Origin of the sequence: Thiobacillus denitrificans ATCC 25259 (assembly GCF_000012745.1) — a bacterium.
Classification (GTDB): Bacteria; Pseudomonadota; Gammaproteobacteria; order Burkholderiales; family Thiobacillaceae; genus Thiobacillus; species Thiobacillus denitrificans_B.
The window spans coordinates 118,712-144,245 of record NC_007404.1 but is presented as its reverse complement, the minus strand read 5'-3'; the positions used below and the strand labels follow the sequence as shown (position 1 = coordinate 144,245).

The 25,534-nt window shown below is 67.9% G+C and carries 24 protein-coding genes; 3 read left to right on the top strand and 21 right to left on the bottom strand.

What is annotated here, in order from left to right:
• Window positions 1-4: 4 nt before the first annotated feature.
• The 4 genes from TBD_RS00675 to secA all read right to left on the bottom strand — a co-directional run bounded on the left by TBD_RS00675 (window position 5) and on the right by secA (window position 4,084).
• A complete protein-coding gene (locus TBD_RS00675; protein ID WP_011310647.1) occupies window positions 5-376 on the bottom strand; it encodes a hypothetical protein in 372 nt (123 codons plus the stop codon).
• Between the two features lie 252 nt (window positions 377-628).
• Complete coding sequence (locus TBD_RS00670) at window positions 629-1,069, bottom strand: hypothetical protein (RefSeq protein ID WP_011310646.1); 441 nt, start codon at window positions 1,067-1,069, stop codon at window positions 629-631.
• Window positions 1,070-1,125: 56 nt separating this feature from the next.
• Entirely contained in the window at window positions 1,126-1,353 is a 228-nt protein-coding gene (locus TBD_RS00665) for a hypothetical protein (RefSeq protein ID WP_011310645.1), read from the bottom strand.
• A 10-nt stretch (window positions 1,354-1,363) separates the two neighbouring features.
• A complete protein-coding gene (secA, locus tag TBD_RS00660) occupies window positions 1,364-4,084 on the bottom strand; it encodes a preprotein translocase subunit SecA (RefSeq protein WP_041432157.1) in 2,721 nt (906 codons plus the stop codon).
• A 123-nt stretch (window positions 4,085-4,207) separates the two neighbouring features.
• On the opposite strand from secA, the gene TBD_RS00655 reads away from it, so the two are divergent.
• The 3 genes from TBD_RS00655 to TBD_RS00645 all read left to right on the top strand — a co-directional run bounded on the left by TBD_RS00655 (window position 4,208) and on the right by TBD_RS00645 (window position 6,557).
• Window positions 4,208-4,639 carry a DUF721 domain-containing protein gene (locus TBD_RS00655; protein WP_011310643.1) on the top strand — a complete coding sequence of 144 codons (432 nt, stop codon included), beginning with the start codon at window positions 4,208-4,210 and terminating at the stop codon, window positions 4,637-4,639.
• Between the two features lie 221 nt (window positions 4,640-4,860).
• Window positions 4,861-5,502, top strand: a complete 642-nt coding sequence (locus TBD_RS00650) for a c-type cytochrome (RefSeq protein WP_011310642.1) — start codon at window positions 4,861-4,863, stop codon at window positions 5,500-5,502.
• Window positions 5,499-6,557: a c-type cytochrome gene (locus TBD_RS00645; protein ID WP_011310641.1), complete on the top strand. Its 1,059-nt coding sequence runs from the start codon at window positions 5,499-5,501 to the stop codon at window positions 6,555-6,557. Before TBD_RS00650 ends, TBD_RS00645 begins: the two co-directional genes overlap by 4 nt.
• Before the next feature lie 100 nt (window positions 6,558-6,657).
• Here TBD_RS00645 and TBD_RS00640 read toward each other — a convergent pair whose 3' ends face one another.
• The 17 genes from TBD_RS00640 to ftsL all read right to left on the bottom strand — a co-directional run bounded on the left by TBD_RS00640 (window position 6,658) and on the right by ftsL (window position 25,524).
• The gene (locus TBD_RS00640; RefSeq protein ID WP_041432154.1) at window positions 6,658-7,674 is read right to left on the bottom strand and encodes an OmpA family protein; all 1,017 of its coding nucleotides are present in this window, start codon (window positions 7,672-7,674) and stop codon (window positions 6,658-6,660) included.
• 255 nt (window positions 7,675-7,929) lie between these two features.
• A complete protein-coding gene (locus tag TBD_RS00635) occupies window positions 7,930-8,112 on the bottom strand; it encodes a hypothetical protein (RefSeq protein WP_041432152.1) in 183 nt (60 codons plus the stop codon).
• Complete coding sequence (lpxC, locus tag TBD_RS00630) at window positions 8,109-9,023, bottom strand: UDP-3-O-acyl-N-acetylglucosamine deacetylase (protein ID WP_011310639.1); 915 nt, start codon at window positions 9,021-9,023, stop codon at window positions 8,109-8,111. Before lpxC ends, TBD_RS00635 begins: the two co-directional genes overlap by 4 nt.
• A 92-nt stretch (window positions 9,024-9,115) precedes the next feature.
• On the bottom strand, window positions 9,116-10,258 hold the full coding sequence (ftsZ, locus tag TBD_RS00625; RefSeq protein ID WP_011310638.1) for a cell division protein FtsZ: 1,143 nt from the start codon (window positions 10,256-10,258) through the stop codon (window positions 9,116-9,118).
• A 126-nt stretch (window positions 10,259-10,384) separates the two neighbouring features.
• Window positions 10,385-11,620 (bottom strand): cell division protein FtsA, encoded by a 1,236-nt coding sequence (gene ftsA / locus TBD_RS00620; protein ID WP_011310637.1) that lies wholly within the window; start codon window positions 11,618-11,620, stop codon window positions 10,385-10,387.
• 12 nt (window positions 11,621-11,632) lie between these two features.
• The gene (locus tag TBD_RS00615; protein WP_011310636.1) at window positions 11,633-12,409 is read right to left on the bottom strand and encodes a cell division protein FtsQ/DivIB; all 777 of its coding nucleotides are present in this window, start codon (window positions 12,407-12,409) and stop codon (window positions 11,633-11,635) included.
• Entirely contained in the window at window positions 12,406-13,338 is a 933-nt protein-coding gene (locus TBD_RS00610; RefSeq protein ID WP_011310635.1) for a D-alanine--D-alanine ligase, read from the bottom strand. Before TBD_RS00610 ends, TBD_RS00615 begins: the two co-directional genes overlap by 4 nt.
• Window positions 13,335-14,309, bottom strand: a complete 975-nt coding sequence (murB, locus tag TBD_RS00605) for a UDP-N-acetylmuramate dehydrogenase (RefSeq protein WP_011310634.1) — start codon at window positions 14,307-14,309, stop codon at window positions 13,335-13,337. The genes TBD_RS00610 and murB overlap by 4 nt, the downstream gene beginning before the upstream one ends.
• Window positions 14,299-15,690 carry a UDP-N-acetylmuramate--L-alanine ligase gene (gene murC, locus TBD_RS00600; protein WP_011310633.1) on the bottom strand — a complete coding sequence of 464 codons (1,392 nt, stop codon included), beginning with the start codon at window positions 15,688-15,690 and terminating at the stop codon, window positions 14,299-14,301. The genes murB and murC overlap by 11 nt, the downstream gene beginning before the upstream one ends.
• Complete coding sequence (murG, locus tag TBD_RS00595; protein ID WP_011310632.1) at window positions 15,687-16,787, bottom strand: undecaprenyldiphospho-muramoylpentapeptide beta-N-acetylglucosaminyltransferase; 1,101 nt, start codon at window positions 16,785-16,787, stop codon at window positions 15,687-15,689. Before murG ends, murC begins: the two co-directional genes overlap by 4 nt.
• A complete protein-coding gene (gene ftsW, locus TBD_RS00590) occupies window positions 16,787-17,944 on the bottom strand; it encodes a putative lipid II flippase FtsW (RefSeq protein WP_011310631.1) in 1,158 nt (385 codons plus the stop codon). The genes murG and ftsW overlap by 1 nt, the downstream gene beginning before the upstream one ends.
• Window positions 17,944-19,368, bottom strand: a complete 1,425-nt coding sequence (gene murD, locus TBD_RS00585; RefSeq protein WP_011310630.1) for a UDP-N-acetylmuramoyl-L-alanine--D-glutamate ligase — start codon at window positions 19,366-19,368, stop codon at window positions 17,944-17,946. The genes ftsW and murD overlap by 1 nt, the downstream gene beginning before the upstream one ends.
• A gap of 154 nt (window positions 19,369-19,522) precedes the next feature.
• Complete coding sequence (gene mraY, locus TBD_RS00580) at window positions 19,523-20,608, bottom strand: phospho-N-acetylmuramoyl-pentapeptide-transferase (RefSeq protein WP_011310629.1); 1,086 nt, start codon at window positions 20,606-20,608, stop codon at window positions 19,523-19,525.
• A gap of 2 nt (window positions 20,609-20,610) precedes the next feature.
• A complete protein-coding gene (locus TBD_RS00575) occupies window positions 20,611-22,005 on the bottom strand; it encodes a UDP-N-acetylmuramoyl-tripeptide--D-alanyl-D-alanine ligase (RefSeq protein WP_011310628.1) in 1,395 nt (464 codons plus the stop codon).
• The gene (locus TBD_RS00570) at window positions 22,002-23,522 is read right to left on the bottom strand and encodes a UDP-N-acetylmuramoyl-L-alanyl-D-glutamate--2,6-diaminopimelate ligase (protein WP_011310627.1); all 1,521 of its coding nucleotides are present in this window, start codon (window positions 23,520-23,522) and stop codon (window positions 22,002-22,004) included. The genes TBD_RS00575 and TBD_RS00570 overlap by 4 nt, the downstream gene beginning before the upstream one ends.
• A complete protein-coding gene (locus TBD_RS00565) occupies window positions 23,522-25,255 on the bottom strand; it encodes a peptidoglycan D,D-transpeptidase FtsI family protein (RefSeq protein ID WP_011310626.1) in 1,734 nt (577 codons plus the stop codon). Before TBD_RS00565 ends, TBD_RS00570 begins: the two co-directional genes overlap by 1 nt.
• Window positions 25,252-25,524, bottom strand: a complete 273-nt coding sequence (gene ftsL / locus TBD_RS00560; protein ID WP_011310625.1) for a cell division protein FtsL — start codon at window positions 25,522-25,524, stop codon at window positions 25,252-25,254. The genes TBD_RS00565 and ftsL overlap by 4 nt, the downstream gene beginning before the upstream one ends.
• Window positions 25,525-25,534 lie beyond the last annotated feature (10 nt).

The window sequence follows — 25,534 nt, the reverse complement described above, 5'->3', positions numbered from 1 at the left end:
CGCGTCAGCGACCGTAGCCCGGTCCGCCGCCGGGACCGGCACCGCGACCCGTGCCGCTGCCCGGCCCCATGCCCGCCGGCGGCGCGTCGGGCAGGGTCTTCCCTTCGGCGCGGGCGCGGGCCTCCATTCGTTCATGGTGCTCGAGCCTCAGCGCCTCACGTTCCTCGGCGGTTGTCGCTGCGCGCATCTTCGCCTGATATACGCGGCGCTCCTGGGCCGTCATCAGCTCCCAGCCGTAAACGCGCTCCTGATCCATGGCCTGCATCCGCTCGGCCGCGGGTGGCGGCCGCTCGCCCGCGGCCTCGGCGCGAATGCCGTGAGCGGCCAGCACGACGCCCATGCACGCGGCGCCCGCCAGAACAAAAAGTTTCTCCATCGCAGTTCTCCCAGGGGCTGGCTGTTCCGCCGGCTGCTGCCCCCCGCGCGCCGGTGGCTGGTCTTCGCCTGTCCTTTCAGCGTAGTTCAGCGGCCGCACGAGGGGCCAGGAGCGAGGTGTGTATTTGCGGGAAGCGCAGCAGGCGCCGTGTACAGCCGGTGTGGAATGAACCACAGCAGGGAGTGCGCAGAGGCCGTGACGCCGGAGAAAAATGCGCGGCGGGAAGACTCGCCGCGGAAGGGTCGGGCTCGGTCAGCGCCGCCGCTTGCGCGGCTCGTAGTGCACGACCGCGCGCATGATCGCCGAATAGGGCAGTTCGGCACCGAAGCGCTCGATGCCCTGCAAGACCGTCGCGGCGACATCGGTCGTCTCGTCGCCTTCAGCGCCGAGCGCTTCCGCCAGGCCGCGCGCACCGCCGCACTGCGCTCGGATCTCCTTGCCGAACGGCCAGGGTGCGTCGGCGCCGATCTTGAGCGCGAACTGCGCGTTTTCGTGCAGGCCCTGGTGAAAGCTCACGCAGTGCGGCTGCACGGCAGGCGCACTGCACGCGATCGCCTCGCGCTCGGCGAGATTAAGGCGTTTGGCGCGGCTACACGCGACGCAGCGTGACAACAAGGCGCGCTCGAACGGACAGTCGTGTTCGATGTAGGCCTGGCGGGCCATCTTGTAGGCGTTTTCGTTGTACTCGGCCATAAGGGCTTAGTCCCAAACCGGCCAGGCACGCCCTTCGCGCCCGGCCGCAAACCGGTTCACCAGTCGTCGCCGGACAGCGTCTTGTCGAGTTCGCGCTCGGCGCTCAGCGTATCCTGCGCCACGATCTCGTTCTCGGCGAAGATCATCTTGTACCTGTCGCCGGACTTCGGGTCCAGCGTCTTGCGCAGTTCGTTGACGTGGGCACGCGCCTCCTTGAAGCTCGCCCACTCGCCCTGCTTTTCGAGCACCTTGAACATGCCGAGACGGAAAACGTAATAAGGCATCGTTCGCTCCTCAGGCCAGTTTGCCGTGGCACTGCTTGTACTTCTTGCCCGACCCGCACGGACAGGGGTCGTTGCGGCCGACCTTGGGTCCGACATGGACGGGGCCCGAAGGTGCCGCTTCGGCCGATTCGGCCGCGGCGAAATCTGCGCCTTCGTCGTAGCCGGCATGCTCGTACTGCACGTTGGACGGTTCCTCGTGGAGTTCGACCGCTTGCACGTCCTCGGGTGCCCGGACCTGCACCGTGGTCGTGATCTGGGTGACCTCGGCCTTGATGGCGGCGAGCATCGCCGAGAACAGCTCGAAGGCCTCGCGTTTGTATTCCTGTTTGGGCTGCTTCTGCGCATAGCCACGCAGGTGGATGCCCTGGCGCAGATGGTCGAGCGCCGAAAGATGCTCGCGCCAGTGGGTGTCGAGGCTTTGCAGCATCACCGCGCGCTCGAAGCGGCGCAGCCCTTCCGCGCCGACGAGCGCTTCCTTTTCCGCATAGGCCGCGTCGGCCGCGGCGAGAATCTTCTTGCGCAGCCCCTCCTCGTTGAGCGTCTTGTCCTCGTCGAGCCACTGCCGCAGCGGCAGCTCGAGCGTGAACTGGGCCGCGAGCGTCTTCTCGAGTCCGGCGACGTCCCACTGCTCGTCCATGCTGCCGGGCGCGATGTGCTGGTCGATCGTCTCGCCGAGCACGTCGTAGCGCATGGCGCGGATCGTGTCGCCGATTTCGACGCTCGCGAGGAGTTCGTTGCGCTGCTCGTAGATGACCTTACGCTGGTCGTTCGAGACGTCGTCGTATTCAAGCAGCTGCTTGCGGATATCGAAGTTGCGCTGTTCGACCTTGCGTTGCGCATTCTCGATCGCGCGCGTCACCCAGGGATGCTCGATCGCCTCGCCCTCCGGCATCTTCAGGCGGTTCATGATCGCGGCGACGCGGTCCGACGCGAAGATGCGCAGCAGCGGATCCTCGAGCGAGAGGAAGAAGCGCGAGGAACCCGGGTCGCCCTGGCGGCCCGAGCGGCCCCGCAGCTGATTGTCGACGCGCCGCGACTCATGGCGCTCGGTGCCGATGATGTGCAGGCCGCCGGCGGCGAGCACGGCATCGTGGCGCGTCTGCCAGTCGGCCTTGAGCGCGGTGATGCGCGCGTCCTTCTCGCCGTCGGCGAGCGCCGCGTCGTTGCGGATCGCGTCGACCTCCTTCTGGATGCTGCCGCCGAGCACGATGTCGGTGCCGCGGCCGGCCATGTTGGTGGCGATCGTGACCGCGCCGGGCAGGCCGGCTTGGGCGATCACCTCGGCCTCGCTCGCGTGCTGCTTGGCGTTGAGCACGTTGTGCGGGAGCCCGGCCTTCTTGAGTTCGGCCGACAGCTTCTCGTTGGCCTCGATCGACGTCGTGCCGACGAGCACCGGCTGGCCGCGCTCGTGGCAGGCGCGCACGTCGTTGATGACGGCCTGATCGCGCTCGCGCCCGGTCCGGTAGACCTGATCGTGCTCGTCCTTGCGGATCATCGGCCGATGGGTCGGGATGACGACGGTTTCGAGGCCGTAGATGCTCTGGAATTCGAAAGCTTCGGTGTCGGCGGTGCCGGTCATGCCCGAGAGCTTCTCGTACATGCGGAAGAAGTTCTGGAAGGTGATCGACGCGAGCGTCTGGTTCTCCTTCTGGATCGCCACGCCTTCCTTCGCTTCGACGGCCTGGTGCAAGCCTTCGGACCAGCGCCGCCCGCTCATGAGGCGGCCCGTGAACTCGTCGACGATGACGACTTCGCCGTTCTGCACGACGTAGTGCTGGTCCTTGAAGAACAGTGCATGCGCACGCAGGGCCGCGTAGACGTGGTGCATGAGCATGATGTTGGACGCGTCGTAGAGGCTGCCGCCGGGTTGCAGCAGCCCCATCTCGGTCAGGATCTCCTCGACCTTCTCGTGCCCGGCTTCGGACAGCAGCACCTGCCGCGATTTCTCGTCGACCGAGTAGTCGCCCTCGGATTCCTCGTCCTTCTGCCGGGTCAGCCGCGGCGGCACGAGGTTGACCTGCTGGTAGAGCGCGGTGTTCTCTTCCGACTGCCCCGAGATGATGAGCGGCGTGCGCGCCTCGTCGATGAGGATCGAGTCGACCTCGTCGATGACGCCGAAGGCGAGCGGTCGCTGCACCTTCTCGCCGACCTCGAAAACCATGTTGTCGCGCAGATAGTCGAAGCCGTATTCGTTGTTGGTGCCGTAGGTGATGTCGGCGGCATAGGCGGCCTGCTTCTCGGCGTGCGGCATGTGCGAGAGGTTGACGCCGGTCGTGAGGCCGAGGAAGCCGTAGACGCGGCCCATCCATTCGGCGTCGCGGCGCGCGAGGTAATCGTTCACGGTCACGACGTGCACGCCTTTGCCGGCGAGCGCGTTGAGGTAGGCCGGCAGCGTTGCCATCAGCGTCTTGCCTTCACCGGTACGCATCTCGGCGATCTTGCCGTCGTGCAGGACCATGCCGCCGACCATCTGCACGTCGTAGTGACGCAGGCCGAGCACCCGGCGCGCCGCCTCGCGCACGACCGCGAAGGCCTCGGGCAACAGCGTGTCGAGCGACGTGCCCTGCTCGATGCGCGCCTTGAAGTCCGCGGTCTTGCCCGCCAGTTCGGCGTCCGACAATTGTTCCATCGCCGGCTCGAGCGCGTTGATCGCCTTGACCTTTTGCAGGTATTGTTTGACCAGCCGCTCGTTGCGGCTACCAAAGACTTTCTTGAACAGGGATTGCAGCATGAGGGAATCCGAAATGCCCGCAGGACGCGGAAAACCGCTGAATCTTAACATAGCGTCCCGAGGCCTCTCCGGCGCTGCGAAACGCGCCGCGGCCGCCTCGCGGCCTCTCGCTGCGCGCGCTCGATGAGCGCATCCCGTCTCGCCGAGCTGCTCGCGACCCAGCTGCCGAACAGCCTCGCGACGCGCGCGCGCGCCCTGCTGCGGACGCAGGACGCGCTCGATCGTGCCCTCCCCTCGGCGCTGAGCGGACACGTGCGCGTCATGCAACTGGAAAACGGGACGCTCAGTGTCGCCTGCGAGAGCGGCGCGGTCGCTACCCGCCTGCGCCAGCAGACGCCCGCGGTTCTCGCCGCGCTGGGCAAGCACGGCGTCGACGCCTGCGCGATACGCCCGAGCGTCGACCCCGGGTTGCGCGAGCGCTATGCCCCGCCCCACGAGAAACCTGGCATGCCGTCGAAAGCACTCGACGGCCTCGCGCACCTCAACGCGGAGATCGAGGAGGGCCCGCTCAAGGAAGCCCTCGACCGCCTGCTTCGCCACCACCGCGGCCGCTGATCCCGTTCGGAATTGCCTATATTGCGATAGGCGAGGCGGACGCGGCGCGAAAAGTCGGCGATTCAAACCCACGCCAGGCGGCCTCCCGGTCGCGGTCGGCCTTGGCCGGGAACGATTTTCACGCCGATTCAGAATCCCTACGGCAAAGACGGCAGGGGGACGGCATGATGCGCGCCGCGGTTTCGACCACCTGATTCTGATTCGACTTTTTGGAGCACCCTATGCGACCACACGCAGGTCCCACCCTGGCAGGCGCCCTGATACTGGCGGCTTCCGCCGCGACTGCAGCGCCGCCCGCCATCGTCACGCAGGGCAAGGGGGCAGCCACGGCGTGTGCCACGTGCCACGGGGCAGACGGCCTTGGCAACGCCCAGGCCGGATTCCCGATGCTCGCGCAATTGCCGCCCGCCTACCTCGCCAAGCAGATCGCCGACTTCAAGGCCGGCACCCGCAGCAACCCGGTCATGTCGCCGATCGCGGCGGCGCTGACGCCCGAGGACATCGAAGCGAGCGCCCGCTATTACGCGAGTCTGCCACGTCCCGCCGCGCACGACACGGGCGCTGACCCGGCGACGGTCGATCGCGGCAGAAAACTCGCGATCGACGGCGCCTGGGACCGTAACGTACCGCCGTGCTTCAAGTGCCATGCGGTGGATGGCGGCGGCGTCCCGCCGAACTTTCCGCCGATTGCCGGGCAGCACGCAAGCTATACCGTAAGCCAGCTCCAGGCCTGGAAATCGGGTGCGCGCAGCAACGACCCGCAAAAGCTCATGAAGACGGTCGCGCAGAATCTCAGCGACGAAGACATCCGCGCCGTTGCCGCCTACCTGGCGACGCTCGGCAACCGGGGGGCCAAGAAATGAAGCGCCATACAGCCTTGTTCTGCACGCTCGCCCTGGCCGGCTTCATCAGCGGCTGCGAGCAGGAAAAGTCGCCGCCCAAGCCCGAGACGGCACCGGCCGAAAAGACGACTGGGGGCGGCGAGCAGACCGGCTTCGCCGGCCAGCCGCCTGAACGGGCGGCAGAGGCGAGCAAGCCCGCCGCGACTTTCGTTCCGCCGGACGAAAGCGAGATCCCGAACAACGAGTACGGCGAAACCGTGCGCCAGGGCAAGGCGCTGTTCACGAACACCCAGCAATACGCCAAGAAATACGTCGGCAACGCGATGAACTGCAGCAACTGCCACCTCGACAACGGCCGCCGCGCCAATTCCGCCCCGCTCTGGGCGGCCTACGTGCTCTATCCGGCCTATCGCAAAAAGACCGGCACGGTCGACACGATCCAGAGCCGCATCCAGGGCTGCTTCATGTACAGCATGGACGGCCGGCCGCCGGCGCTCGACAGCAAGGAGATGACCGCGCTCGTGACCTACCACTACTGGATGTCGAAGGGCGCGCCGACCGGCGTCAAGCTGCCGGGCCAGGGATTCATCAAAGTGCCAAAGCCCCCGCAGACGCCTGACCTCGCGCGCGGTGAGGCCGTCTACAAGGCCAACTGCGTGATCTGCCACGGTGCCAACGGAGAAGGCATCAAGGTCGACGGCCAGCACGCCTTCCCGCCGCTCTGGGGCAAGGAGTCGTTCAACTGGGGAGCCGGCATGCACCGCATTGACACGGCCGCCGGATTCATCAAGGCCAACATGCCCTACGGTCTTGGCGGCACGCTCAGCGACCAGGAAGCCTGGGACGTCGCCCTCTTCATGAACAGCCACGAGCGTCCGCAGGACCCCCGCTTCAAGGAGAGCCTTACACGCACGCGCGACACCTTCCACGACGAGAATTGCCTCTACGGACGGAGCCCCGAGGAGTTGGCCGCGTCGCTCGCCAAAGGCGCCGCACCCGGCAGCCAGACCGGCGAAGCACAGGCCCGGCCGGGGGCCGGCCATTCGGAAGGCTATTCGCCGGCGCAATCGCACTGAGGCACCCGGGGGTTCGCGACGCTACGGTCGCGTAGAACCCGGGGTTCGCTCCGGAAAAAAAGCCGCGCCCCTCGGCGCGGCCTTTTTGAGGGACGTCCGGTTATTTCACGTGCAGTTCGACGCGCCGGTTTTTCTCCCGCCCTTCCCGCGTGTCGTTGCTGTACGCCGGACGGGTTTCACCGTAGCCCTGGGTAGTGAGCCGGTCGGCGGCGACGCCGTTGTCGATGAAATAGTCATATACCGATTTGGCGCGGCGCTCCGACAGGCCCTGGTTGTAGGCCTCGGGGCCGATGTTGCAGGTGTGGCCGACGACGTCGACCTTGATGTCGGTGCGGCGGTTGAGCACGGTCACCGCCTCGTCGAGAACGGTCACGGCGTCCGGACGCAGCTCGGCGGAATCGAATGCGAAATTAACGCCTTCGGGGAGAACCACCACGTCGCCGGCCTGCGACCGCTCGAGCTGGGCCGCCTGTTCGGTCTGCAGCGCGGGCGCAGGCGCCGCCGCCGGTTCGGGCGCGGCGGGAGCCGGTTCCGGCGCGGGCACGGGCTCGACGGCGGCCTGCGGGGCGGGCGCGGCCTGTGCGGACTTGCCGAGCGCGATCGTGAGCCCGACGCCGACGATCCAGTCGCCGAAATTGTCCTCGTTGAACGCGTCGGCGGCGTTGTCGTCCCAGCGATAGCGTGCGTCCGCGCGCAAGGCGACGTTCTCGGTCAGGCGCTTGAGCACGCCCACGCCGGCGCTCGCCGCGACGCCGACGTCGTCGGACCCGGGGATATCGGTCCGCAACGCACCGACGCCGACGACGCCATACGGCGTGAAATCGGCGTCGCGGTTCACCAGATACACCGCATCGACGCCCAGCCCGATCAGGTCGTACTCGCCGCCGCCGCTATCCATGTTCAGGGAGGCACCGGAGAGCGCGAGCTCGAGATTCCAGTGGCGGCTGACCGGCTTGCCGAGCGCCAAGCCCAGACCCCAATCATCGTCGGCCTGGCGGTCGCTGTCCGCGAAGGTGTAGTTCACCGACGGCGCGAGGTAGAAGCGGTCGTCCGCCGCGTGGGCCTGGACCACGGCCGCGGCGAGGGCGAGACAGACGGGAAGGGTTCTGATGCGCATGCGTTTTTCTCCTTCGATTGACGTCGTTACACGAAACACCCCGACAAGTCCCCGACTGGCACACACCTTCCGCCCGCCGCCGGGAGCCTGCGACGCCCTCCCTCGGGCGTACGAACGTGAAGGGGACGTACGAAAAACCCCCGCACCCGGTCCATTCCTACTGTTTATAGAGCAAGAATCGGATTCCGCCGGGTCGATGCATGCGAGAGCGCAGGTCCTGCCGCCCCGCACGACCGTGCTCGGGGGCCGGCGCCGCTATCGCAAGATCAGGCGCTCGACCGTATAGAACACCGCGGCGACGAATCCGAGCACGATCGAAAAACGCAACACCCGGCCGATGTGGCCGAGGTATTTGCGGTCGCCGGTGACGAGCCACGCCAAGCCGAGCGCCGCCACCGCGATCACGACGGCGACGAGCAGCAGGCGCAGCACGATCATGCGGCGAGGGGATGCAGTCGCAGGAAGGCCGAGGGAACGTCCTCGTCGTGCTCGAAGCTGACGAATTCCCAGGCTTCGCGATGCTGCAGGAGCTCGCGCAGCAGCGCGTTGTTGAGCGCATGGCCCGATTTGTAGGCCTCGAAGGCACCAATGATCGGATGGCCCAACAGATAGAGGTCGCCGATGGCGTCGAGCACCTTGTGTTTGACGAATTCGTCGTCGTAGCGCAGCCCGTCCTGGTTGAGGACACGGTATTCGTCCATCACGATCGCGTTGTCGAGCGAGCCGCCGAGTGCGAGGCCTTGATTGCGCAGGTATTCGACCTCGTGCATGAAGCCGAAGGTGCGGGCGCGCGCCACCTCCTTCGTATACGCCGTGTCGGCGAAATCGATCGTCACGGTCTTCCCGCTCTTGTCGAACACGGGGTGCTTGAAGTCGATCGTGAACTCGATCTTGAACCCGTGGTGCGGAACGAAGCGCGCCCACTTGTCGCCGTCGCGCACTTCGATCGGGCGCGTGATGCGCACGTAACGCTTGGCCGCGTTCTGCTCGACGATGCCGGCAGACTGCAGGAGGAATACGAAGGGCGCCGACGAGCCGTCCATGATCGGGATTTCCGGCCCGGTCAGGTCGACGAGCAGGTTGTCGATCCCGAGCCCGGCAAGTGCGGACATCAGGTGCTCGACCGTCGACACTTTGGCCGCACCGGACTCGAGCATCGAGCACAGCCGGGTATCGGTGACGAGGTAGGGGTCGGCCTTGAGCTCGGCCGGCGGCTCGAGGTCGACGCGGCGGAAGACGATGCCCGAATCGGGCGCCGCCGGTCGCAGCGTCATCTCGACCTTGACGCCCGAATGCAGGCCGACGCCGGTCGCCTTGACCGGCGTCTTCAGGGTGCGTTGCTTGATCATCCCGCTATTTTAGCCGCTCGCGCAGCCGGCACGCCATTTGCTCGGGACCGAGAGCGAGGCCCGGGCAGGCGACCGCACGCGACGCGGGCGGCTCAGTCTGCCTGGCGGCGCAGGAAGGCCGGGATGTCGAGCGTGTCGATGCCCGAATCGGTCATCGCCTGAATCGTGCGGCTGCGGCGGCTGGTCATGACGCTCGGCACGTCGTCGTTGCCCATGGTCATCGGCGCGTCGTCCGTGCCGGTACGGATGATCTGCATCGGCTTGCTCTGCTGACGCGCGACCGGATTGCCCAGACCCGTGGCGACCATGGTGACGCGCAGGCTGTCTTCCATCGTGTCGTCGAGCACCTGGCCGACGATGACCGTCGCCTCTTCGGCGGTGAAGGCCTTGATCGTGTTCATCACCTCGTGGATTTCCTTCATCTTCACGGTCGACGAGGCGGTGATGTTGACCAGCACGCCGCGCGCGCCGGCGAGGTTGACGTCCTCGAGCAAGGGACTCGCCACGGCCTGCTCGGCAGCGATGCGCGCGCGGTTCTCGCCGCTCGCCTGCGCCGAGCCCATCATCGCCATGCCCATCTCGCTCATCACGGTGCGCACGTCGGCGAAGTCGACGTTGACCAGACCCGGGCAGTTGATGACTTCGGCGATGCCGCCGACCGCGCCGTGCAGCACGTTGTTCGCGGCCTTGAACGCGTCGAGCATCGAGACGTCGTCGCCGAGCACCTGCATGAGTTTCTCGTTCGGGATGATGATCAGCGAATCGACGTGGCGGGCGAGCGCCTCGATGCCGGCGTTGGCGGCGCGCACGCGCTTGCCTTCGAACATGAAGGGCTTGGTGACGACGGCGACGGTCAGGATGCCGAGCTCCTTGGCGACCTCGGCGACGACCGGCGCGGCGCCGGTGCCGGTGCCGCCGCCCATGCCGGCGGTGATGAACAGCATGTCGGCGCCGTCGATCAGTTCGGCGAGGCGCTCGCGGTCCTCGAGCGCGGCTTCACGGCCGACGTCGGGATTCGCGCCGGCGCCGAGACCCTTGGTCACGCCGTTGCCAAGCTGCAGCTGCAGCTTCGCCTGGTTGCGCTTCAAGGCCTGGGCGTCGGTGTTGATGGCGATGAATTCCACGCCGTTCAGCCCCGAGGCGATCATGTGGTCGACGGCGTTGCCGCCGCAGCCGCCGACGCCTATCACCTTGATCACTGCGTCCTGGGTGTCTACGTCCATCAGTTCAAACATGTTGCTCTCCTCTTTCTGCAAAAATCAAAAATCAAAAACCGCACTCGAAAAATCCATTGACCTCGCGCCGCTCGGCGTTTCGGCCAAATCCGTTTCGACGTCGCCACCCCCCGGCGCTGCGCGACGTCAGAAATTCCCCTTGAACCAACTTTTCATTCGTTCGAAAACATCCTTGAAACTGCTGCCCGACAGCTTGGGTGCGTCGCGGCCGCGCGCCTCGAGGCCTGCCATCAGCAGCCCCATGCAGGTCGCGTAGCGCGGGTTGTGCATGACGTCGGCGAGCGCGCCCTCGTAGCGCGGCCAGCCCATGCGCACCGGCATGTGAAAGACCTCCTCGCCGAGTTCGACCATGCCTTGCATCGCGGCCGACCCGCCGGTGATGACGATTCCCGACGACAGCAGCTCCTCGAAGCCCGAGCGCCGCAGTTCGGCCTGCACGAGCGAATAGAGCTCTTCCATGCGCGGCTCGATGAATTCCGCGAGCGTCTGTCTGGACAAGGTCCGCGGCGGGCGGTCGCCGATGCCGGGCACCTCGATCATGTCGCGCGCGTCGGCGAGCTGGCGCAGCGCGCAGCCGTACTGCACCTTGATGTCCTCGGCCTCCTTCGGCGGCGTGCGCAGCGCGACCGCGATGTCGTTGTTGACCTGATCGCCCGCGACCGGAATCACCGCGGTATGGCGAATGGCGCCGTTGGTGAAGACGGCGATGTCGGTCGTGCCGCCGCCGATATCGACGAGGCACACGCCGAGTTCCTTCTCATCCTCGGTCAGCACGGCCATCGCCGACGCGAGCGGCTGCAGCACGAGGTCGCCTACCTCGAGCCCGCAGCGCCGCACGCACTTGATGATGTTCTGCGCGGCCGACACCGCGCCAGTGACGATGTGCACCTTGACCTCGAGACGCACCGCGCTCATGCCGAGCGGGTCGCGCACGTCCTCCTGGCCGTCGACGATGAATTCCTGCGGGATCGTGTGCAGGATCTGCTGGTCGGTCGGGATGTTGACCGCGCGCGCGGTTTCCACCACGCGGTCGACGTCCATCTGGCTGATCTCCTTGTCCTTGATCGCGAACATGCCGTGCGAGTTGAAGCTCTTGATGTGGCTGCCGGCGATACCCGTGTAGACCTCGCGGATCTTGCAGTCGGCCATCAGCTCGGCTTCCTCGAGCGCCCGCTGGATCGCGTTGACCGTGGCCTCGATGTTGACCACGACGCCGCGGCGCAGGCCGCGCGAGGGATGCGTTCCCATGCCGATGATCTCGAGCATCCCCTCGTCGTTGATCTCGCCGACGATGCAGACGATCTTCGAGGTGCCGATATCAAGGCCCACGACGAGGTTTTTGGGGTCTCTTGGCTTACTCATGTTGCATGGGGCTCATGTTTCACTCGGTTTGAAAGGGGGCACGCCGCCCGCGGTGCGCACGGCGAAGCCGTCGGAATAACGCAGGTCGACCGTGACCGGCATGGCCGCGGGCTCGGCGGACGTCGCGGTGGCGACCTCGACGACCGCGGCGGCCGCGCCGAACACACGCGGATAAAGAGCGATGAAGCGCGCCAGCCGCGCGTCGGTCTGTTCGCGACCGAGCGCGAGCTGCATCCCGTTATCGAGGCGCACGCGCCACGCGCGCCGCGGCGAGAGCCGCAATTCGCGGATCGTCAGGCCGAGCGGTGCGAGTGCCAGCTGGTGGCGCCGGTAGGCGGCGACGACTTCCTCGCTGCTGTCCTCGGGGCCGGACAGGCGCGGCAAGCGTGCCGCGACCGCGGCGACGAAGACTTCTCCGCGGTCGTTGACGAGCGCGTCGTCGTTCCAGCGCGCGAGCGGCACGTGTTCGACCAGCGAGACGACGAGCGTATCGGGCCAGCGGCGCTCGACGCGCGCGTCGCGCACCCACGGCAGCTTTTCCAGGCTGCCCTGCACGCGCTCGAGATCGACCGTGAAGAAGGTTCCCGTCACCTGCCGCTCGGCGACCAGCCGGATCTGCGCCTCGGTGACGTGGGCGACCGGCGTCTTGACCTCGATCGTGCGCAGCGCGAACCAGGGCTGCGCGGCGAGCCAGCCGAGCACGCCGTAGCCGAGCAGCGCGAGCGCGCCCCAGGTCAGCACGCGCGCGACCTGGCAGAGCGGATGGGCGTCGAGATCCGGCGGATTCATCCGAGCGTCTGCTCCAGGATCGTGACGCAAAGCGCGTCGAAGTCGATGCCGGCGACGCGCGCGGCCATCGGAACGAGGCTGTGGTCGGTCATGCCGGGCGAGGTGTTCACTTCCAGCAGATAGGGATTGCCGAGGCGATCGGTCATGAGGTCGACACGGCCCCAGCCGCGGCCGCCGAGCAGGCGGAAGGCGTCGAGCGCGAGTTTGCGCAGGCTCATCTCCTGGGCGTCGGGGAGGCCGGCCGGGCAGTGGTACTGGGTGTCGTCGCGCAGGTATTTCGCCTCGAAATCGTAAAACGCCTTTTCGGCTGCCGGTTGCAGACGGATCAGCGGCAGCGCGCTGTCGCCGACGATGCCGACCGTGAATTCGGCGCCGTCGATGAATTTTTCCGCGAGCACGAGCGCGTCGTGCTCGGCGGCCTTCTCGTAGGCGGCCTGCAACGTTCCGGCCTCGGTCACCTTGCTCATGCCGATGCTCGAACCCTCGCGCGCCGGCTTCACGAAGATCGGCAGCCCGAGCCTGGCCTCGGTCGCGGCGAAATCGCTCGTCGCGTCGAGCATGGCCCAGTCCGCGGTCGGCAGGCCGGCCGCACGCCACAGCAGCTTGGTGCGCCACTTGTCCATGCCGACCGCCGAGGCCATCACCCCGCTGCCGGTATAGGGAATGCCGAGCAGTTCGAGGGCGCCCTGCATGCAGCCGTCTTCGCCGTAGCGCCCGTGCAGCGCGATGAACACACGATCGAACTCGCCGCTCATGAGGTCGCCGAGGCTGCGTGTCGCCGGGTCGAACGCGTGCGCGTCGATGCCCTGGCGCGTCAACGCCGCGAGCACCGCATTGCCGCTGTTCAGGGATACCGGCCGCTCGGCCGAGGTGCCGCCGAGCATCACGGCGACCTTGCCGAATTTTTTCGCTGAAACCGTTTCGCTCACTGCCGTTCTCCGATGATTCTGACCTCGCGCATCAGTCGCACGTTGGTGCGCGCCTCCACGCTGTCTTCGACATGTTCGATCAGGCGCTCGATGTCGGTCGCCGTCGCCTTGCCCACGTTGACGATGAAGTTCGCGTGCTTGGTCGACACCTGCGCGTCGCCGATGCGGTGGCCCTTGAGCCCGCACGCCTCGATCAGGCGTGCGGCGAAGTCGCCGGGCGGGTTGCGGAAGACCGAGCCTGCGTTCGGCAGGTTGAGCGGCTGCGACGCAATCCGCGTCTTGAGCAGGCTGCGGATCCGCTCGCGCGAGGCCGCGCCGTCGCCGCGCTCCAAGCGGAACCATCCGCCGATGAACCACTCCTCGTGCGGCCGCTTGAGCGCCGCGTGGCGATAGCCGGTCACGTATTCCTCGGGCAGGCGCTCGTTGAGCTGGCCCTGGCGATCGAGGGTATGCAGTTGCACCAGCGTGTCCCAGGTTTCGCTGCCGTAGCACCCGGCATTCATCGCGATGGCGCCGCCGACCGTGCCGGGGATGCCGGCGAGAAACTCGCCGCCGACGAGGCCGTGGGTCGCGGCAAAACGCGCGAGCTTCGGCGAGGCGACGCCGGCCTGGGCATAGACGACGGCCGTGTCGCGCGCGGGCGGCGCGGGCGGCAGGCCATGCGTGCGGCTTTCGAGCGCGAGCTTCGTCAGCACGCCGTGGAGCAGGATGACGACGCCCGCGACGCCGCCGTCGCGCACCAGCAGGTTGCTGCCGAGTCCGACCATGTGGATCGCCTCGTCCGCCGGCACCGAGCGCACGAGCCAGACCAGATCCTCGAGGTCGGCAGGCACGTAGAGGCGGCGCGCGCTGCCGCCGGCGCGCCAGGAGACGTGCCGGCTCATCGGCTCGTTGTAGAGGAAGCGGCCGCGCAGCACCGGGGCGGTACCGCCGGCGACCTCGACCTCGCTCATGCGGTAATCATGGCGCATCGCGTTCTCCAAGCGCGGGCGCGACCTGGCCGATGCTGCCCGCGCCCATCACCAGCACGACATCGTCCGCCTGCACGAGGTCGCGCACGGTTGCGGCGACATCGGCGACGTTCTCGACGAACACCGGCTCGACCTTGCCGGCGACCCGCACCGCGCGCGCGAGGGCGCGGCCGTCGGCGGCGACGATCGGCGCCTCGCCGGCCGGATAGACCTCGGTCAGCACCAGCGCGTCGGTCTCCGACAGGACCTTGACGAAATCCTCGAAGCAGTCGCGGGTGCGTGAGTACCGGTGGGGCTGGAACACGAGCACGAGACGTCGTCCCGGAAACGCTCCGCGCGCCGCAGCGAGCGTCGCGGCCATTTCGACCGGATGGTGTCCGTAGTCGTCGATCAGCCAGTAGCAGCCGCCGTCTTTCGTCGGGTGTTCGCCGTAGCGCTGGAAGCGCCGGCCGACGCCGTGGAATTCGGCGAGCGCCTTGACGATCGCGGCGTCGCTCGCGCCGACTTCGGTCGCGACCGCGATCGCGGCGAGCGCGTTCAGCACGTTGTGCAGCCCCGGCTGGTTGAGCGTCACGTCGAGGTCGGCCATGCCCTCGCGCTTGACGGTGAAGCGCATCTGGCCGTGCTCGAAGCGCGTGTCGACCGCGCGCACCTGCGCCGCCGGGTCGAAGCCGTAGGTCGTGATCGGCTTGGTGATGCGCGGCAGGATTTCGCGCACGTTGGCGTCGTCGATGCACAGCACCGCCATGCCATAGAAGGGCAGGCGCTGGCAGAAGTCGACGAAGGCCGTTTTGAGGCGATCGAAATCATGGCCGTAGGTGTCCATGTGATCGGCGTCGATGTTGGTGACGATCGCGATCACGGGCGTGAGATAGAGGAAGGACGCGTCGGACTCGTCGGCCTCGGCGACCAGGAAGTCGCCCTGCCCGAGGCGCGCGTTGGTGCCGGCGGCCGTGAGCTTGCCGCCGATGACGTAGGTCGGGTCCATGCCCGCCTCGCCGAGGATGCTCGCGACGAGGCTCGTCGTCGTGGTCTTGCCGTGGGTCCCGGCGATCGCGATGCCCTGGCGCAGGCGCATCAGTTCGGCGAGCATCAGCGCGCGCGGCACGATCGGGATCTTCTTCTCGCGCGCCGCGACGACTTCGGGGTTCGATTCCTGCACCGCGGTCGAGGTCACGACCGCATCGGCGCCAGCGATATTCGACGGCGCATGACCGCGGTGGATGCGGGCACCGAGTTTCGCGAGGCGCTGCGTCACCGCGTTGTCGGCGAGGTCGGAGCCGGACACCGCATAACCCAGATTCAGCAGCACTTCGGCGATCCCGCTCATGCCGACACCGCCGATGCCGATGAAATGGATGTGCTTGACGGCATGTTTCATTTCGCGAGGGCCTCGCAGATGTCGGCGACGCGCCCGGTCGCATCGGGCTTGGCGAGCCGCACGGCCTGCTCGGACATCGCCGCGAGCCGGTTGCGGTCGATGCCGGCGATCAATTCAGCCAGCGCTTCGGCGCTCAGGTCCTTCTGCTGCACGAGCCAGGCCGCGCCGGCCTCGGCCAGGAAGGCCGCGTTGCCGGTCTGGTGGTCGTCGACCGCGAACGGGAAGGGCACGAGCAGCGCCGGCACGCCCGCGCACGCGAGTTCGGCGACGGTCATGGCGCCGGCGCGGCAGATCGCGAAGTCGCAGTCACGGTAGGCCGCAGCCATGTCGTCGATGTAGTCGCGCACCTCGGCGTCGACGGCGGCCGCGGCATAGCCGGCGCGCAGCGCGTCGACGTGGCGGCGTCCTGACTGGTGCACGACGCGCGGCCGCTGCGCCTCGGGCAGCAGCGCCAGCGCGCGCGGCACCAGCTCGTTCAGCGCGCTCGCGCCGAGGCTCCCGCCGACGACGAGCAGGCGCAGCGGGCCGCTGCGCGCCGCGCGTTCCCCGGCCGGCGCGGCCGTGATGTCGCCGCGCACCGGGTTACCGACCCATTCGGCCGACACGCGCCGGCACGGAATCGGCTTGTCGTGGGCATGGGTGAATACCGCGGGGAATGCGGTCAGCACACGGTCGGCCAGGCAGGCCAGCAGGCGGTTGGTCAACCCGCCGACGGAATTCTGTTCGTGCACGACGAGCGGCCGGTTCAACAGGCTCGCCATCATGCCGCCCGGAAAGGCCGTGTAGCCGCCCATGCCGAGCACGACGTCGGGGCGCCGGCGCAGGATCGCGCCGAGGCTCTGGGCGAATGCGACGAGCAGCATCGCCGGCAGCAGCAGCTTCTTCACGAGACCCTTGCCGCGCACGCCGCCCATCGAGACCCAGACCATGTCGATTCCCGCGGCCGGGACCACACGCGCCTCGAGCCCGGCGCGCGTGCCGAGCCAGAACACGCTCCAGCCGCGCTCGCGCAAGGTCTCGGCAACGGCGAGCGCAGGGTAGACGTGGCCGCCCGTGCCGCCGGCCATGACCATGAGGGTGCGGTTCGCGGCGGCCATCAGAAGGTCTTCCCCCGCATCATCTGACGATGTTCCCAGTCGATGCGCAGCAGCACGGCGACTGCGATGCAGTTGGCGACGACGCCGCTGCCGCCGAAAGACAGGAAGGGCAGCGTCAGGCCCTTGGTCGGCAGCAGGCCGACGTTCACGCCCATGTTGATGAGCGCCTGCACGCCGAGCCAGATGCCGATGCCTTGCGCGACGAGCGCACAGAAGTTGCGCTCCAGTTGCGCCGCGCGGTGGCCGATGACGAAGGCCTTGACGAGCAGCCAGGCGAACAGGCCAATCACGACGGCGACGCCGACGAAGCCGAATTCCTCGGCGATGACGGCGAGCAGGAAATCGGTGTGCGCCTCGGGCAGGTAGAACAGCTTCTCGACGCTGCCGCCGAGGCCCAGGCCGAGCCACTCGCCGCGACCGAAGGCGATCAGCGCGTGCGACAGCTGATAGCCCTTGCCGTAGGGATCGGCGAACGGGTCCATGAAGCCGAGGATGCGCTGCATCCGGTATTCGGAAGTGAAGATTAGCAGCGCGAACCCGATCACGAGCACGACGATCAGCCCCGCGAACACCTTCCAGTCGAGGCCGCCAAGAAACAAGATGCCCATCGCGATCGCGACGATGACGACGAAGGCGCCGAAGTCGGGCTCCTTCAGCAGCAGCGCGCCGGCGAGCATCATCACCGCCGCCATCGGCAGGAAGCCCTTCTTGAAGTCATGCATGAACGCGGCCTTGCGCGTCGTGTAGTCGGCCGCGTAGAGCACGGCGAGGAATTTCATGATCTCGGACGGCTGCAGGTTGGCGAAGCCGAGCGGGATCCAGCGCCGGCTGCCGTTGACCTCGCGACCGATCCCCGGGATCAGCACGACGGCCAGCAGCAACAGGCCGGCGAGGAACAGGTAGGGCGCGGCCTGCTGCCACACCCGCGTCGGAACCTGGAACGCGGCGACCGCAACGCCGACGCCGAGCAGGATGAACATGCCCTGGCGCAGCAGATAGTATTCGCCGTTGTGGCCGGTGTACCTGGCCGCCTCCGCGGTCGCGATCGACGCCGAATACACCATGACGAGACCGATCGCGAGCAGGCCGAGCGCGAGCCAGAGCAGGCTGAAATCGAGCTCGGCGCTGGGCTTGGGGGCGCGTGCGGTATACAGCATCAGACCTGCGCCCTTTGCGCGGCGAGTTTCTTCACCGCGTCGACGAAGACCTCGGCGCGGTGAACGTAGTTGCGGAACATGTCGAAGCTCGCGCAGGCCGGCGACAGCAGCACCGCGTCGCCCGGCTCGGCAAGACGCGCCGCCTGCTCGACCGCGTCGGGCAGCGTGTCGGCGCGGTAGCTCGCGACGCCCGAGTCTTCGATCGCGGCCTCGATGGCCACAGCGTCGCGGCCGATCAACACGACGGCGCGCGCATTGGCCGCGACCGCGGCCTTGAGCGGACCGAAATCCTGCCCCTTGCCGTCGCCGCCGAGGATGACGACCGCTTTTCTCCGCCCCATGCCGTAGAGAGCCGCCTCGGTCGCACCGACATTGGTGCCCTTGGAGTCGTCGTACCAGGTCACGCCGTCGATGTCGGCGACTTTCTCGACGCGATGCGGCAGGCCCTTGAAATGCATCAAGCCGCGCAGCAGGGCCTCGATCGGCAGATCGAGCGCACGGGTCAGCGCGAGCGCGGCGAGCGCGTTCGCGGCGTTATGAAGGCCGGGGACGGCGAGCACCGACAAGGGCATCAACATGTCGCCGCCGAGGCACAGTTCGTCCTCGCACAGGCCGAAGTTCTCGTCGGTCGGACAGCGGTCGAGGCCGAAGCTCACGACATGTCGACCGGGAATCGCCATCGCGAGCGTGCGCGGGTCGTCGCGGTTCAGCACCTGCACGCCATTTCCGCTGAAGATGCGCGCCTTCGCCGCCGCGTACGCGGCCATGTCGGGGTAGCGGTCCATGTGGTCCTCGGACAGGTTGAGGACAGCCGCCGCCGTGGCGTCGAGGCTCGAGGTCGTCTCGAGCTGGAAGCTCGACAACTCGAGCACCCAGACCTGCGGCAGCGGCGCGGCGCCCTGCTCGATCTCATGCAGCGCGTCGAGCACCGGCAGGCCGATGTTTCCGGCGACGCACACGGTGAGACCGGCCATCCGGCACATGTCGCCGCACATCGCGGTGACCGTGCTCTTGCCGTTGCTCCCCGTGATCGCGATCACGCGCATCGCCGCCTGCGGCGCCGGCAAAGCCGCGCGCTGCGCATTCAGCACGGCCAGCGCGCGGGCGAACAGCTCGACGTCGCCGACCGCTTCGACGCCCTGCGCGACCGCTTGGGCAACCGCCGGCTCGGACAGGGGCACGCCCGGACTCAGCACGAGCATGTCGGCCGCGGCCAGATGCGCCGCCTCGAACGGCCCGGTGAAAAGCGCAACCTGCGGCAGCGTCTCGGCGAGGCGGGCCGCATGGGGCGGCGCTTCGCGGCTGTCGGCGACGCTCACGTCGGCGCCATGCACGCTGAGCCAACGCGCGCAAGACAGGCCGGTGTCGCCGAGGCCGAGCACGAGGACCTTTCGGCCGGAGAGTTGCAGCGCGTCGTAGTTCATCCGAGTTTCGGGCTCGACAGGCCGATCGACACCAGCATCATGCTGATGATCCAGAAACGCACGGTCGGGTTGTGGTGTCGACGTAACGTGCCGGTTGCACCGGCACGTGAGTCTCCCCCCAACCTTTCCGCCCTGCGTTTCATCATGGTTCCGCTCATCGAAGTTTGAGGCTCGACAGGCCGATCAACACCAGCATCATGCTGATGATCCAGAAACGCACGACTACCTGGTTTTCCTTCCAGCCCTTCAGTTCGTAGTGGTGGTGAATCGGCGCCATGCGGAAGACGCGCTTGCCGGTCAGCTTGAACGAGGCGACCTGGATCATCACCGACAGGGTCTCCATGACGAACACGCCGCACATGATGAAAAGGATGATCTCCTGGCGCACGACGACGGCGACGACGCCGAGCGCGGCGCCGAGCGCGAGCGCGCCGACGTCACCCATGAACACCTCGGCTGGGTAGGCGTTGAACCACAGAAAGGCGAGGCCGGCGCCGGCCATCGCGGCGCAGAAGATCGCGAGTTCGCCGGCACCTGGAACGAAGGGGACGCCAAGATATTTGGAGAACACCGCGTTGCCCGCGACGTAGGCGAAGATCGCGAGCGCCGACGCCACCATCACGGTTGGCAGGATCGCGAGGCCGTCCAGTCCGTCGGTGAGATTGACCGCGTTGCTCGCACCGACGATGACGAAGTAGGTGAGCGCGATGAAGGCCGCGGCCGAGAGGCCGAACGTCGCCTGCTTGAGGAAGGGGATGATGAGTTCGGTGTGGGCGGGCAGGCTCGCCGTCTGCCACAGATAGACCGCGACGACGAGGCCGATCGCCGATTGCCAGAAGTATTTCCAGCGCGAGGCGAGGCCGCGCGAGTTCTTTTCGACGACCTTGCGCCAGTCGTCGACCCAGCCGATGACGCCGAAACCGAGCAGCGTCATGAGCGCGAGCCACACGTAGTCGTTGGATAGGTCGGCCCACAGCAGCGTCGTGACCGCGACCGAGACGAGAATCAGCGCACCGCCCATGGTCGGTGTCCCGGCCTTGACGAGATGGGTCTGCGGCCCGTCGCTGCGCACCGACTGGCCGATTTTCAGCGCGGTCAGCTTGCGGATCACGGCCGGGCCGACGATGAACGAGATCGTCAGTGCGGTCAGCGCGGCGAGCACGGCGCGCAAGGTCAGGTAGTTGAAGACGTTGAACGCGCGGATGTCCTCGCCGAGTTGTTGGAATAGCCACAGCAGCATGTTCAGTGTTCCTGCATCCCCGGCGCGTCGGACGCTTCCGTGAAACTCTTGACCACGCGCTCCATCTGCATGAAGCGCGACCCCTTTACCAGCACAACCGTGCCGGGCGCTAATTCGTTTTCGAGTTCGGCGAGGAGTTCCTCGATCCGCTCGAAATGCATCGCGCCCGTGCCGAACGCCGCGACCGTCGCGCAACTCAGGTCGCCGAGCGCGAGCAACCGGCCGACGCCGGCCGCCCGCGCGGCGACGCCGATCTCCTCATGCATGGACGCGGCGTCGTCGCCGAGTTCGCCCATGTCGCCGAGCACGAATATTTTTTTGCCCGGCTGCTGCGCGAGCACGGCCAGCGCGGCCTTGACCGAGTCCGGGTTGGCGTTATAGGTGTCGTCGATCACGGTGCTGCCGTGCAGCGCGGCTTTGCGCTGCAGCCGGCCCTTGACGCCACCGAAGCCCGCGAGCCCGGCGACGACACTGCGATGCGAGACGTCGAGGGCGAACGCGCCGGCGACCGCCGCGAGCGCGTTCATGACGTTGTGCTCGCCCGGAACCTGGAGCGCGATGTCGAGCGTGGCGTTCGGCAGCGTGACCGTGAGCGCCGAGCCGAATTCGTCGGCACGGTAGTCACCGCGGACGCTGGTCGCGTGCACGAGGCCGAAATCGACGACGCAGCGCTGGCGATTCGCCTCGCGCCAAAGTCCGGCATGCGGATCGTCGGCGTTGAACACGGCGATTCCCGCGTCGGTGAGGCCGTTGAAAATCTCGCCCTTGGCGCGCGCGATGTTTTCCACCGAACCGAGAAACCCGATATGCGCAGTAAGCGCGTTGTTGACGATCGCGATGTCGGGTCGCGCAAGACGCGTGAGGTAGTCGATCTCGCCGGCGTGGTTCATGCCCATTTCGAGCACGGCGTACTGATGGTGGTCGCGCAGGCGCAGCAGCATCAGCGGTACGCCGATATCGTTGTTGAGATTGCCCTCGGTGTGCAGTACGGCCGCGGCGTCGCCCGCTTCGACGCGCAGGATCGCCGCGAGCATTTCCTTCACGGTCGTCTTGCCGTTGCTGCCGGTGATCGCGACGAGCGGAATCGCAAAACGCTGCCGCCACGCCTGCGCCAGCCGGCCGAGTGCGAGCCGGGTATCGTCGACGCGCAGCGCCTGCGCGAGGTCGGGCGCCTGCGCCCGGTCGAGGACCACGCCGGCCGCGCCCTGCTGCAGGGCCTGCGCCGCGAAAGCGCCGCCGTCGAAGCGCTCGCCGCGCAGTGCGACGAAGAGGTCGCCGGGACGCAGCGTACGGCTGTCGGTCGTGACCCGCACGACTTCGGCGTCGGCGCCGGGCAGCGGCACGCCGAGCATGGCCGCGGCCTCCGACAGACGCATCATGCAGTTCCCCTCGCTCATGCCCAAGCCTCCAGCGCCTTTCTCGCCATTGCAATATCCGAAAACGGCAGACGTTCGCCCGCGACTTCCTGATAGTCCTCGTGGCCCTTGCCTGCGATCAGCACGACGTCGCCGTGATGCGCGCCGCCGACCGCCTCGAATATCGCGCGGGCGCGCTCGGCCTCGACGCGCACCCGACCCTCCGCCTCGGCCTCGGCAAGCCCCGCGCGGATGTCGTCGATGATGGCGCGCGGATCCTCGTGGCGCGGGTTGTCGCTCGTGACCCATATCTCGTCAGCGCCACGGCCAGCCGCTGCGCCCATCAGGGGGCGCTTGCCCTTGTCGCGATTGCCGCCGCAGCCGAATACGCAGATCAGCCGGCCCCCGCCCGCGATTTCTCGCAGCGTCGCGAGCACTTTCTCGAGCGCGTCCGGCGTATGCGAGTAGTCGACCACGACCAGCGGATGCGCCTCGCCGCCCAGCGTCTGCATGCGCCCGGCAGGGGGCGTGACCTGCGCGAGCGCGCGACACGCGTCGTCGAGCTTCACGTCGGAGACCAGCAGCGCGGTCAGCGCGGCGAGCAGGTTCGCGGCGTTGAAGCGGCCGAGCAGCGGCGCGTCGATCTCGGCGTCGCCCCAGTCGGTCTGCAACGCCAGATGCATGCCTGCCTGCGACAACTGGAGACCGCGCGCGACGACGGCGCCGCGCTGGAAACCGTAGCCGGCAACACGCGCCGGCCGCGTCTCGCCCTCGAGGCGCTGCCCGAACGCGTCGTCGACGTTCAGCACCGCCCACTCGAGATCGGGCCAGTTGAAGAGACGCGCCTTCGCAGCGGCGTAGCTGTCCATGTCGCCGTGGTAGTCGAGATGGTCACGCGACAGGTTGGTCAGCACTGCGACCTTGAAGCGGCACCCGTTGACGCGGCCCTGCGCGAGGCCGTGCGACGAGACTTCCATGGCACAGGCGACCGCGCCCTCGCCGCGGTAGCGCGCGAGGCGCTGCTGGAGCTCGATCGCGTCTGGCGTCGTGTTGAGCGCCGGTGTGAGCGCAGCGGGCGTGTCGCCCGTGGACGGGAAGCCGTTGCCGACGGTGCCGATGATCGCGGTCTTGCGGCCGAGCGCCGACAGCGCCTGCGCGATCCAGTGCGCGACCGAGGTTTTGCCGTTGGTGCCGGTGACGCCGATCATGTGCAGCGCCCGCGACGGCTCGCCGTAGACGTGTGCCGCGATTTCGCCGATGCGGGTCTTGAGTCCGGCGACGCCGGCGTTCGGGATCGCGAGCGCGGGATCCCACTGATAGTGATCGGCCTCCCACAGCACACCGTCGGCGCCCTGGGCCACCGCCTGCGGGATGAAGTCGCGGCCGTCGCGGGCGTCGCCCGGGTAGGCAACGAACACCTTGCCCGGCGCGGCGCGCCGGCTGTCGTTGACGAGCTCGCCCGGTGCCAGACCGAGCCGTTCGAGGATGTGCGGCACCGATTCGCGGATCGACATCGACGCGCTCGCGGCAAGCGGGTTGTGAGAGTCGCGCACGGCCATCACGCACCGCCTCCACGTGCGGGGCGCACATTGTGCGTAAGGTGGGTCGCGGTCTCCGGCGCGTCGGGAGGAAGCGCGAGCTGACGCAGGCTAGCCGCCATGACTTGGGCGAAAACCGGACCGGCGACGCTGCCGCCGTAATAGACGCCGCCGGACGGCTCGTCGATCACCACGCCGATGATGAGCCGCGGATTCGACGCGGGCGCCATGCCGACGAAGGACGACAGATAGCGGTCCGGTGCGTAGCGGCCGTCGACCAGCTTGTGCGCGGTGCCGGTCTTGCCTGCGACGCGGTAGCCGGGCACGCGCGTGCGCAGACCGGTGCCGCCTTCCTGCGTGACGGCTTCCATCATCGCGCGGACTTCGCGGGCGACGGTCGGCGAAAACACGCGCACGCCGACAATTTCCTGCGGCTCGCGCTTGAGGAACGACAAGGGCATCACCTCGCCGTCGTTGGCGAACGCCATGTAGGCGCGGGTCAGCTGCAGCAGGCTGACCGAAAGGCCGTAGCCGTACGCCATGGTCGCGTGCTCGACCGGCTTCCAGTTCGCGGCGTCGCGCAAGCGTCCGGCCGTCTCGCCGGGGAAGCCCGAGCCCGGCCGTTCGCCGAACCCCGCACGATGCAGCACCTCCCAGTATTGCTGCGGCGTCAACGACATCGCGAGCTTGACCGCGCCGACGTTGCTCGACTTCTGGATGATCTCGCTCACCGTCATCTGCGGATGCGGGTGCACGTCGCGCACGAGCTTGCGGCCAACGCGCCAGGTCTCCGGCGTGTCGATGACGCTGTCGGGATCGTACAGGCCGCGCTCGAGCACGGCGGCGGCGACGAAGGGCTTGATCGTCGAGCCCGGCTCGAAGGTGTCGATCACGGCGCGATTGCGCATCGGACCGGGAGCATAGTCGTGCCGGTTGTTCGGGTTGAAGATCGGCTGGTTGGCCAGGGCCAGAATCTCGCCGGTCTTGGCGTCGAGCACGACGACGCTGCCGCCCTTGGCCTTGTGTGCCTCGATCGCCGCGGCGAGTTCGCGGTGTGCGAGATACTGGATCTTGAGGTCGAGCGCGAGCGCAAGATTTCCGCCCATCTGCGCGGTCTTGATCGGCGCGAGGTCGCGGATGGTGTTGCCGCGTCGGTCGCGCAGGATCTCGCGTTTGCCTTCGCGCCCGGCGAGCCAGTCCTGATAGGCACGCTCGACGCCTTCCTGTCCGAGATCGTCGACGTTGGTGAAGCCGACGACGTGGGCGGCGACTTCGCCGGCCGGGTAATAGCGGCGGAATTCTCGCCGCAGGTGCAGGCCCGGGATCCCCATCGCGGCGATTTTCACGGCCTGCTCGGGGGTGACCGGACGGCGCACGCTGAATTCACCGCGGGTCTTGCGCCCGAGCGTCTTCGCCAGCGCCTGCGGCGACACGCCGAGCACGCGGGCGAGCTGGGCCCGCTGGGCGTCGTCGAGGCGCAACTCGGTCGGACGCGCCCACAGCGACTCGACCGGCGTGCTGATCGCGAGCAACTGGCCGTGGCGGTCCGCAACCTGGCCGCGCTGCGCCGGCAGGGTGAGTTGGCGGTTGGCGACCGCGTCCCCCTTTCCCTGCAGGTAGTCGGTGTTGAGGCCTTGCAGGTAGAACGCGCGCCCGCCGACCACGGTCAGACCGGCGAGCAGCAGGCCCGCCACGGTCGCCATGCGCCAGGGGGCGAGATTCAGCCGGAGCAGCCTGCGCGAGTGATAGTTCACGGCAGCCCTCCGAGCGTTTCGATGCGCACGCGCTCGGCGGCCGGCGCCACGAGGCCGAGGCGGTTGCGCGCGACCGAGTCGATGCGCGCCGGGTTCGCCCAGGTGCTCTGCTCGAGCTGCAATTGGCCCCATTGCTCGTCGAGCACGCGCGCCTCTTTCTTGAGCCGCTCGAGTTCGACGAAATAGGTGCGCGCGCGATGCTGCGCCTGGATCACCGCGAGCGCGCAGGCGACCAGAACGAGCGCAAGAACGAGGTCGAGCCGGGTCACGCGCAAGCCT

Coding starts and splice junctions, on each gene's coding strand:
- TBD_RS00675 (WP_011310647.1), bottom strand. CDS start 376: ATGGAGAAACTTTTTGTTCTGGCGGGCGCCGCGTGCATGGGCGTCGTG.
- TBD_RS00670 (WP_011310646.1), bottom strand. CDS start 1,069: ATGGCCGAGTACAACGAAAACGCCTACAAGATGGCCCGCCAGGCCTAC.
- TBD_RS00665 (WP_011310645.1), bottom strand. CDS start 1,353: ATGCCTTATTACGTTTTCCGTCTCGGCATGTTCAAGGTGCTCGAAAAG.
- secA (WP_041432157.1), bottom strand. CDS start 4,084: ATGCTGCAATCCCTGTTCAAGAAAGTCTTTGGTAGCCGCAACGAGCGG.
- TBD_RS00655 (WP_011310643.1), top strand. CDS start 4,208: ATGAGCGCATCCCGTCTCGCCGAGCTGCTCGCGACCCAGCTGCCGAAC.
- TBD_RS00650 (WP_011310642.1), top strand. CDS start 4,861: ATGCGACCACACGCAGGTCCCACCCTGGCAGGCGCCCTGATACTGGCG.
- TBD_RS00645 (WP_011310641.1), top strand. CDS start 5,499: ATGAAGCGCCATACAGCCTTGTTCTGCACGCTCGCCCTGGCCGGCTTC.
- TBD_RS00640 (WP_041432154.1), bottom strand. CDS start 7,674: ATGCGCATCAGAACCCTTCCCGTCTGTCTCGCCCTCGCCGCGGCCGTG.
- TBD_RS00635 (WP_041432152.1), bottom strand. CDS start 8,112: ATGATCGTGCTGCGCCTGCTGCTCGTCGCCGTCGTGATCGCGGTGGCG.
- lpxC (WP_011310639.1), bottom strand. CDS start 9,023: ATGATCAAGCAACGCACCCTGAAGACGCCGGTCAAGGCGACCGGCGTC.
- ftsZ (WP_011310638.1), bottom strand. CDS start 10,258: ATGTTTGAACTGATGGACGTAGACACCCAGGACGCAGTGATCAAGGTG.
- ftsA (WP_011310637.1), bottom strand. CDS start 11,620: ATGAGTAAGCCAAGAGACCCCAAAAACCTCGTCGTGGGCCTTGATATC.
- TBD_RS00615 (WP_011310636.1), bottom strand. CDS start 12,409: ATGAATCCGCCGGATCTCGACGCCCATCCGCTCTGCCAGGTCGCGCGC.
- murB (WP_011310634.1), bottom strand. CDS start 14,309: ATGCGCCATGATTACCGCATGAGCGAGGTCGAGGTCGCCGGCGGTACC.
- murC (WP_011310633.1), bottom strand. CDS start 15,690: ATGAAACATGCCGTCAAGCACATCCATTTCATCGGCATCGGCGGTGTC.
- murG (WP_011310632.1), bottom strand. CDS start 16,787: ATGGCCGCCGCGAACCGCACCCTCATGGTCATGGCCGGCGGCACGGGC.
- ftsW (WP_011310631.1), bottom strand. CDS start 17,944: ATGCTGTATACCGCACGCGCCCCCAAGCCCAGCGCCGAGCTCGATTTC.
- murD (WP_011310630.1), bottom strand. CDS start 19,368: ATGAACTACGACGCGCTGCAACTCTCCGGCCGAAAGGTCCTCGTGCTC.
- mraY (WP_011310629.1), bottom strand. CDS start 20,608: ATGCTGCTGTGGCTATTCCAACAACTCGGCGAGGACATCCGCGCGTTC.
- TBD_RS00575 (WP_011310628.1), bottom strand. CDS start 22,005: ATGAGCGAGGGGAACTGCATGATGCGTCTGTCGGAGGCCGCGGCCATG.
- TBD_RS00570 (WP_011310627.1), bottom strand. CDS start 23,522: ATGGCCGTGCGCGACTCTCACAACCCGCTTGCCGCGAGCGCGTCGATG.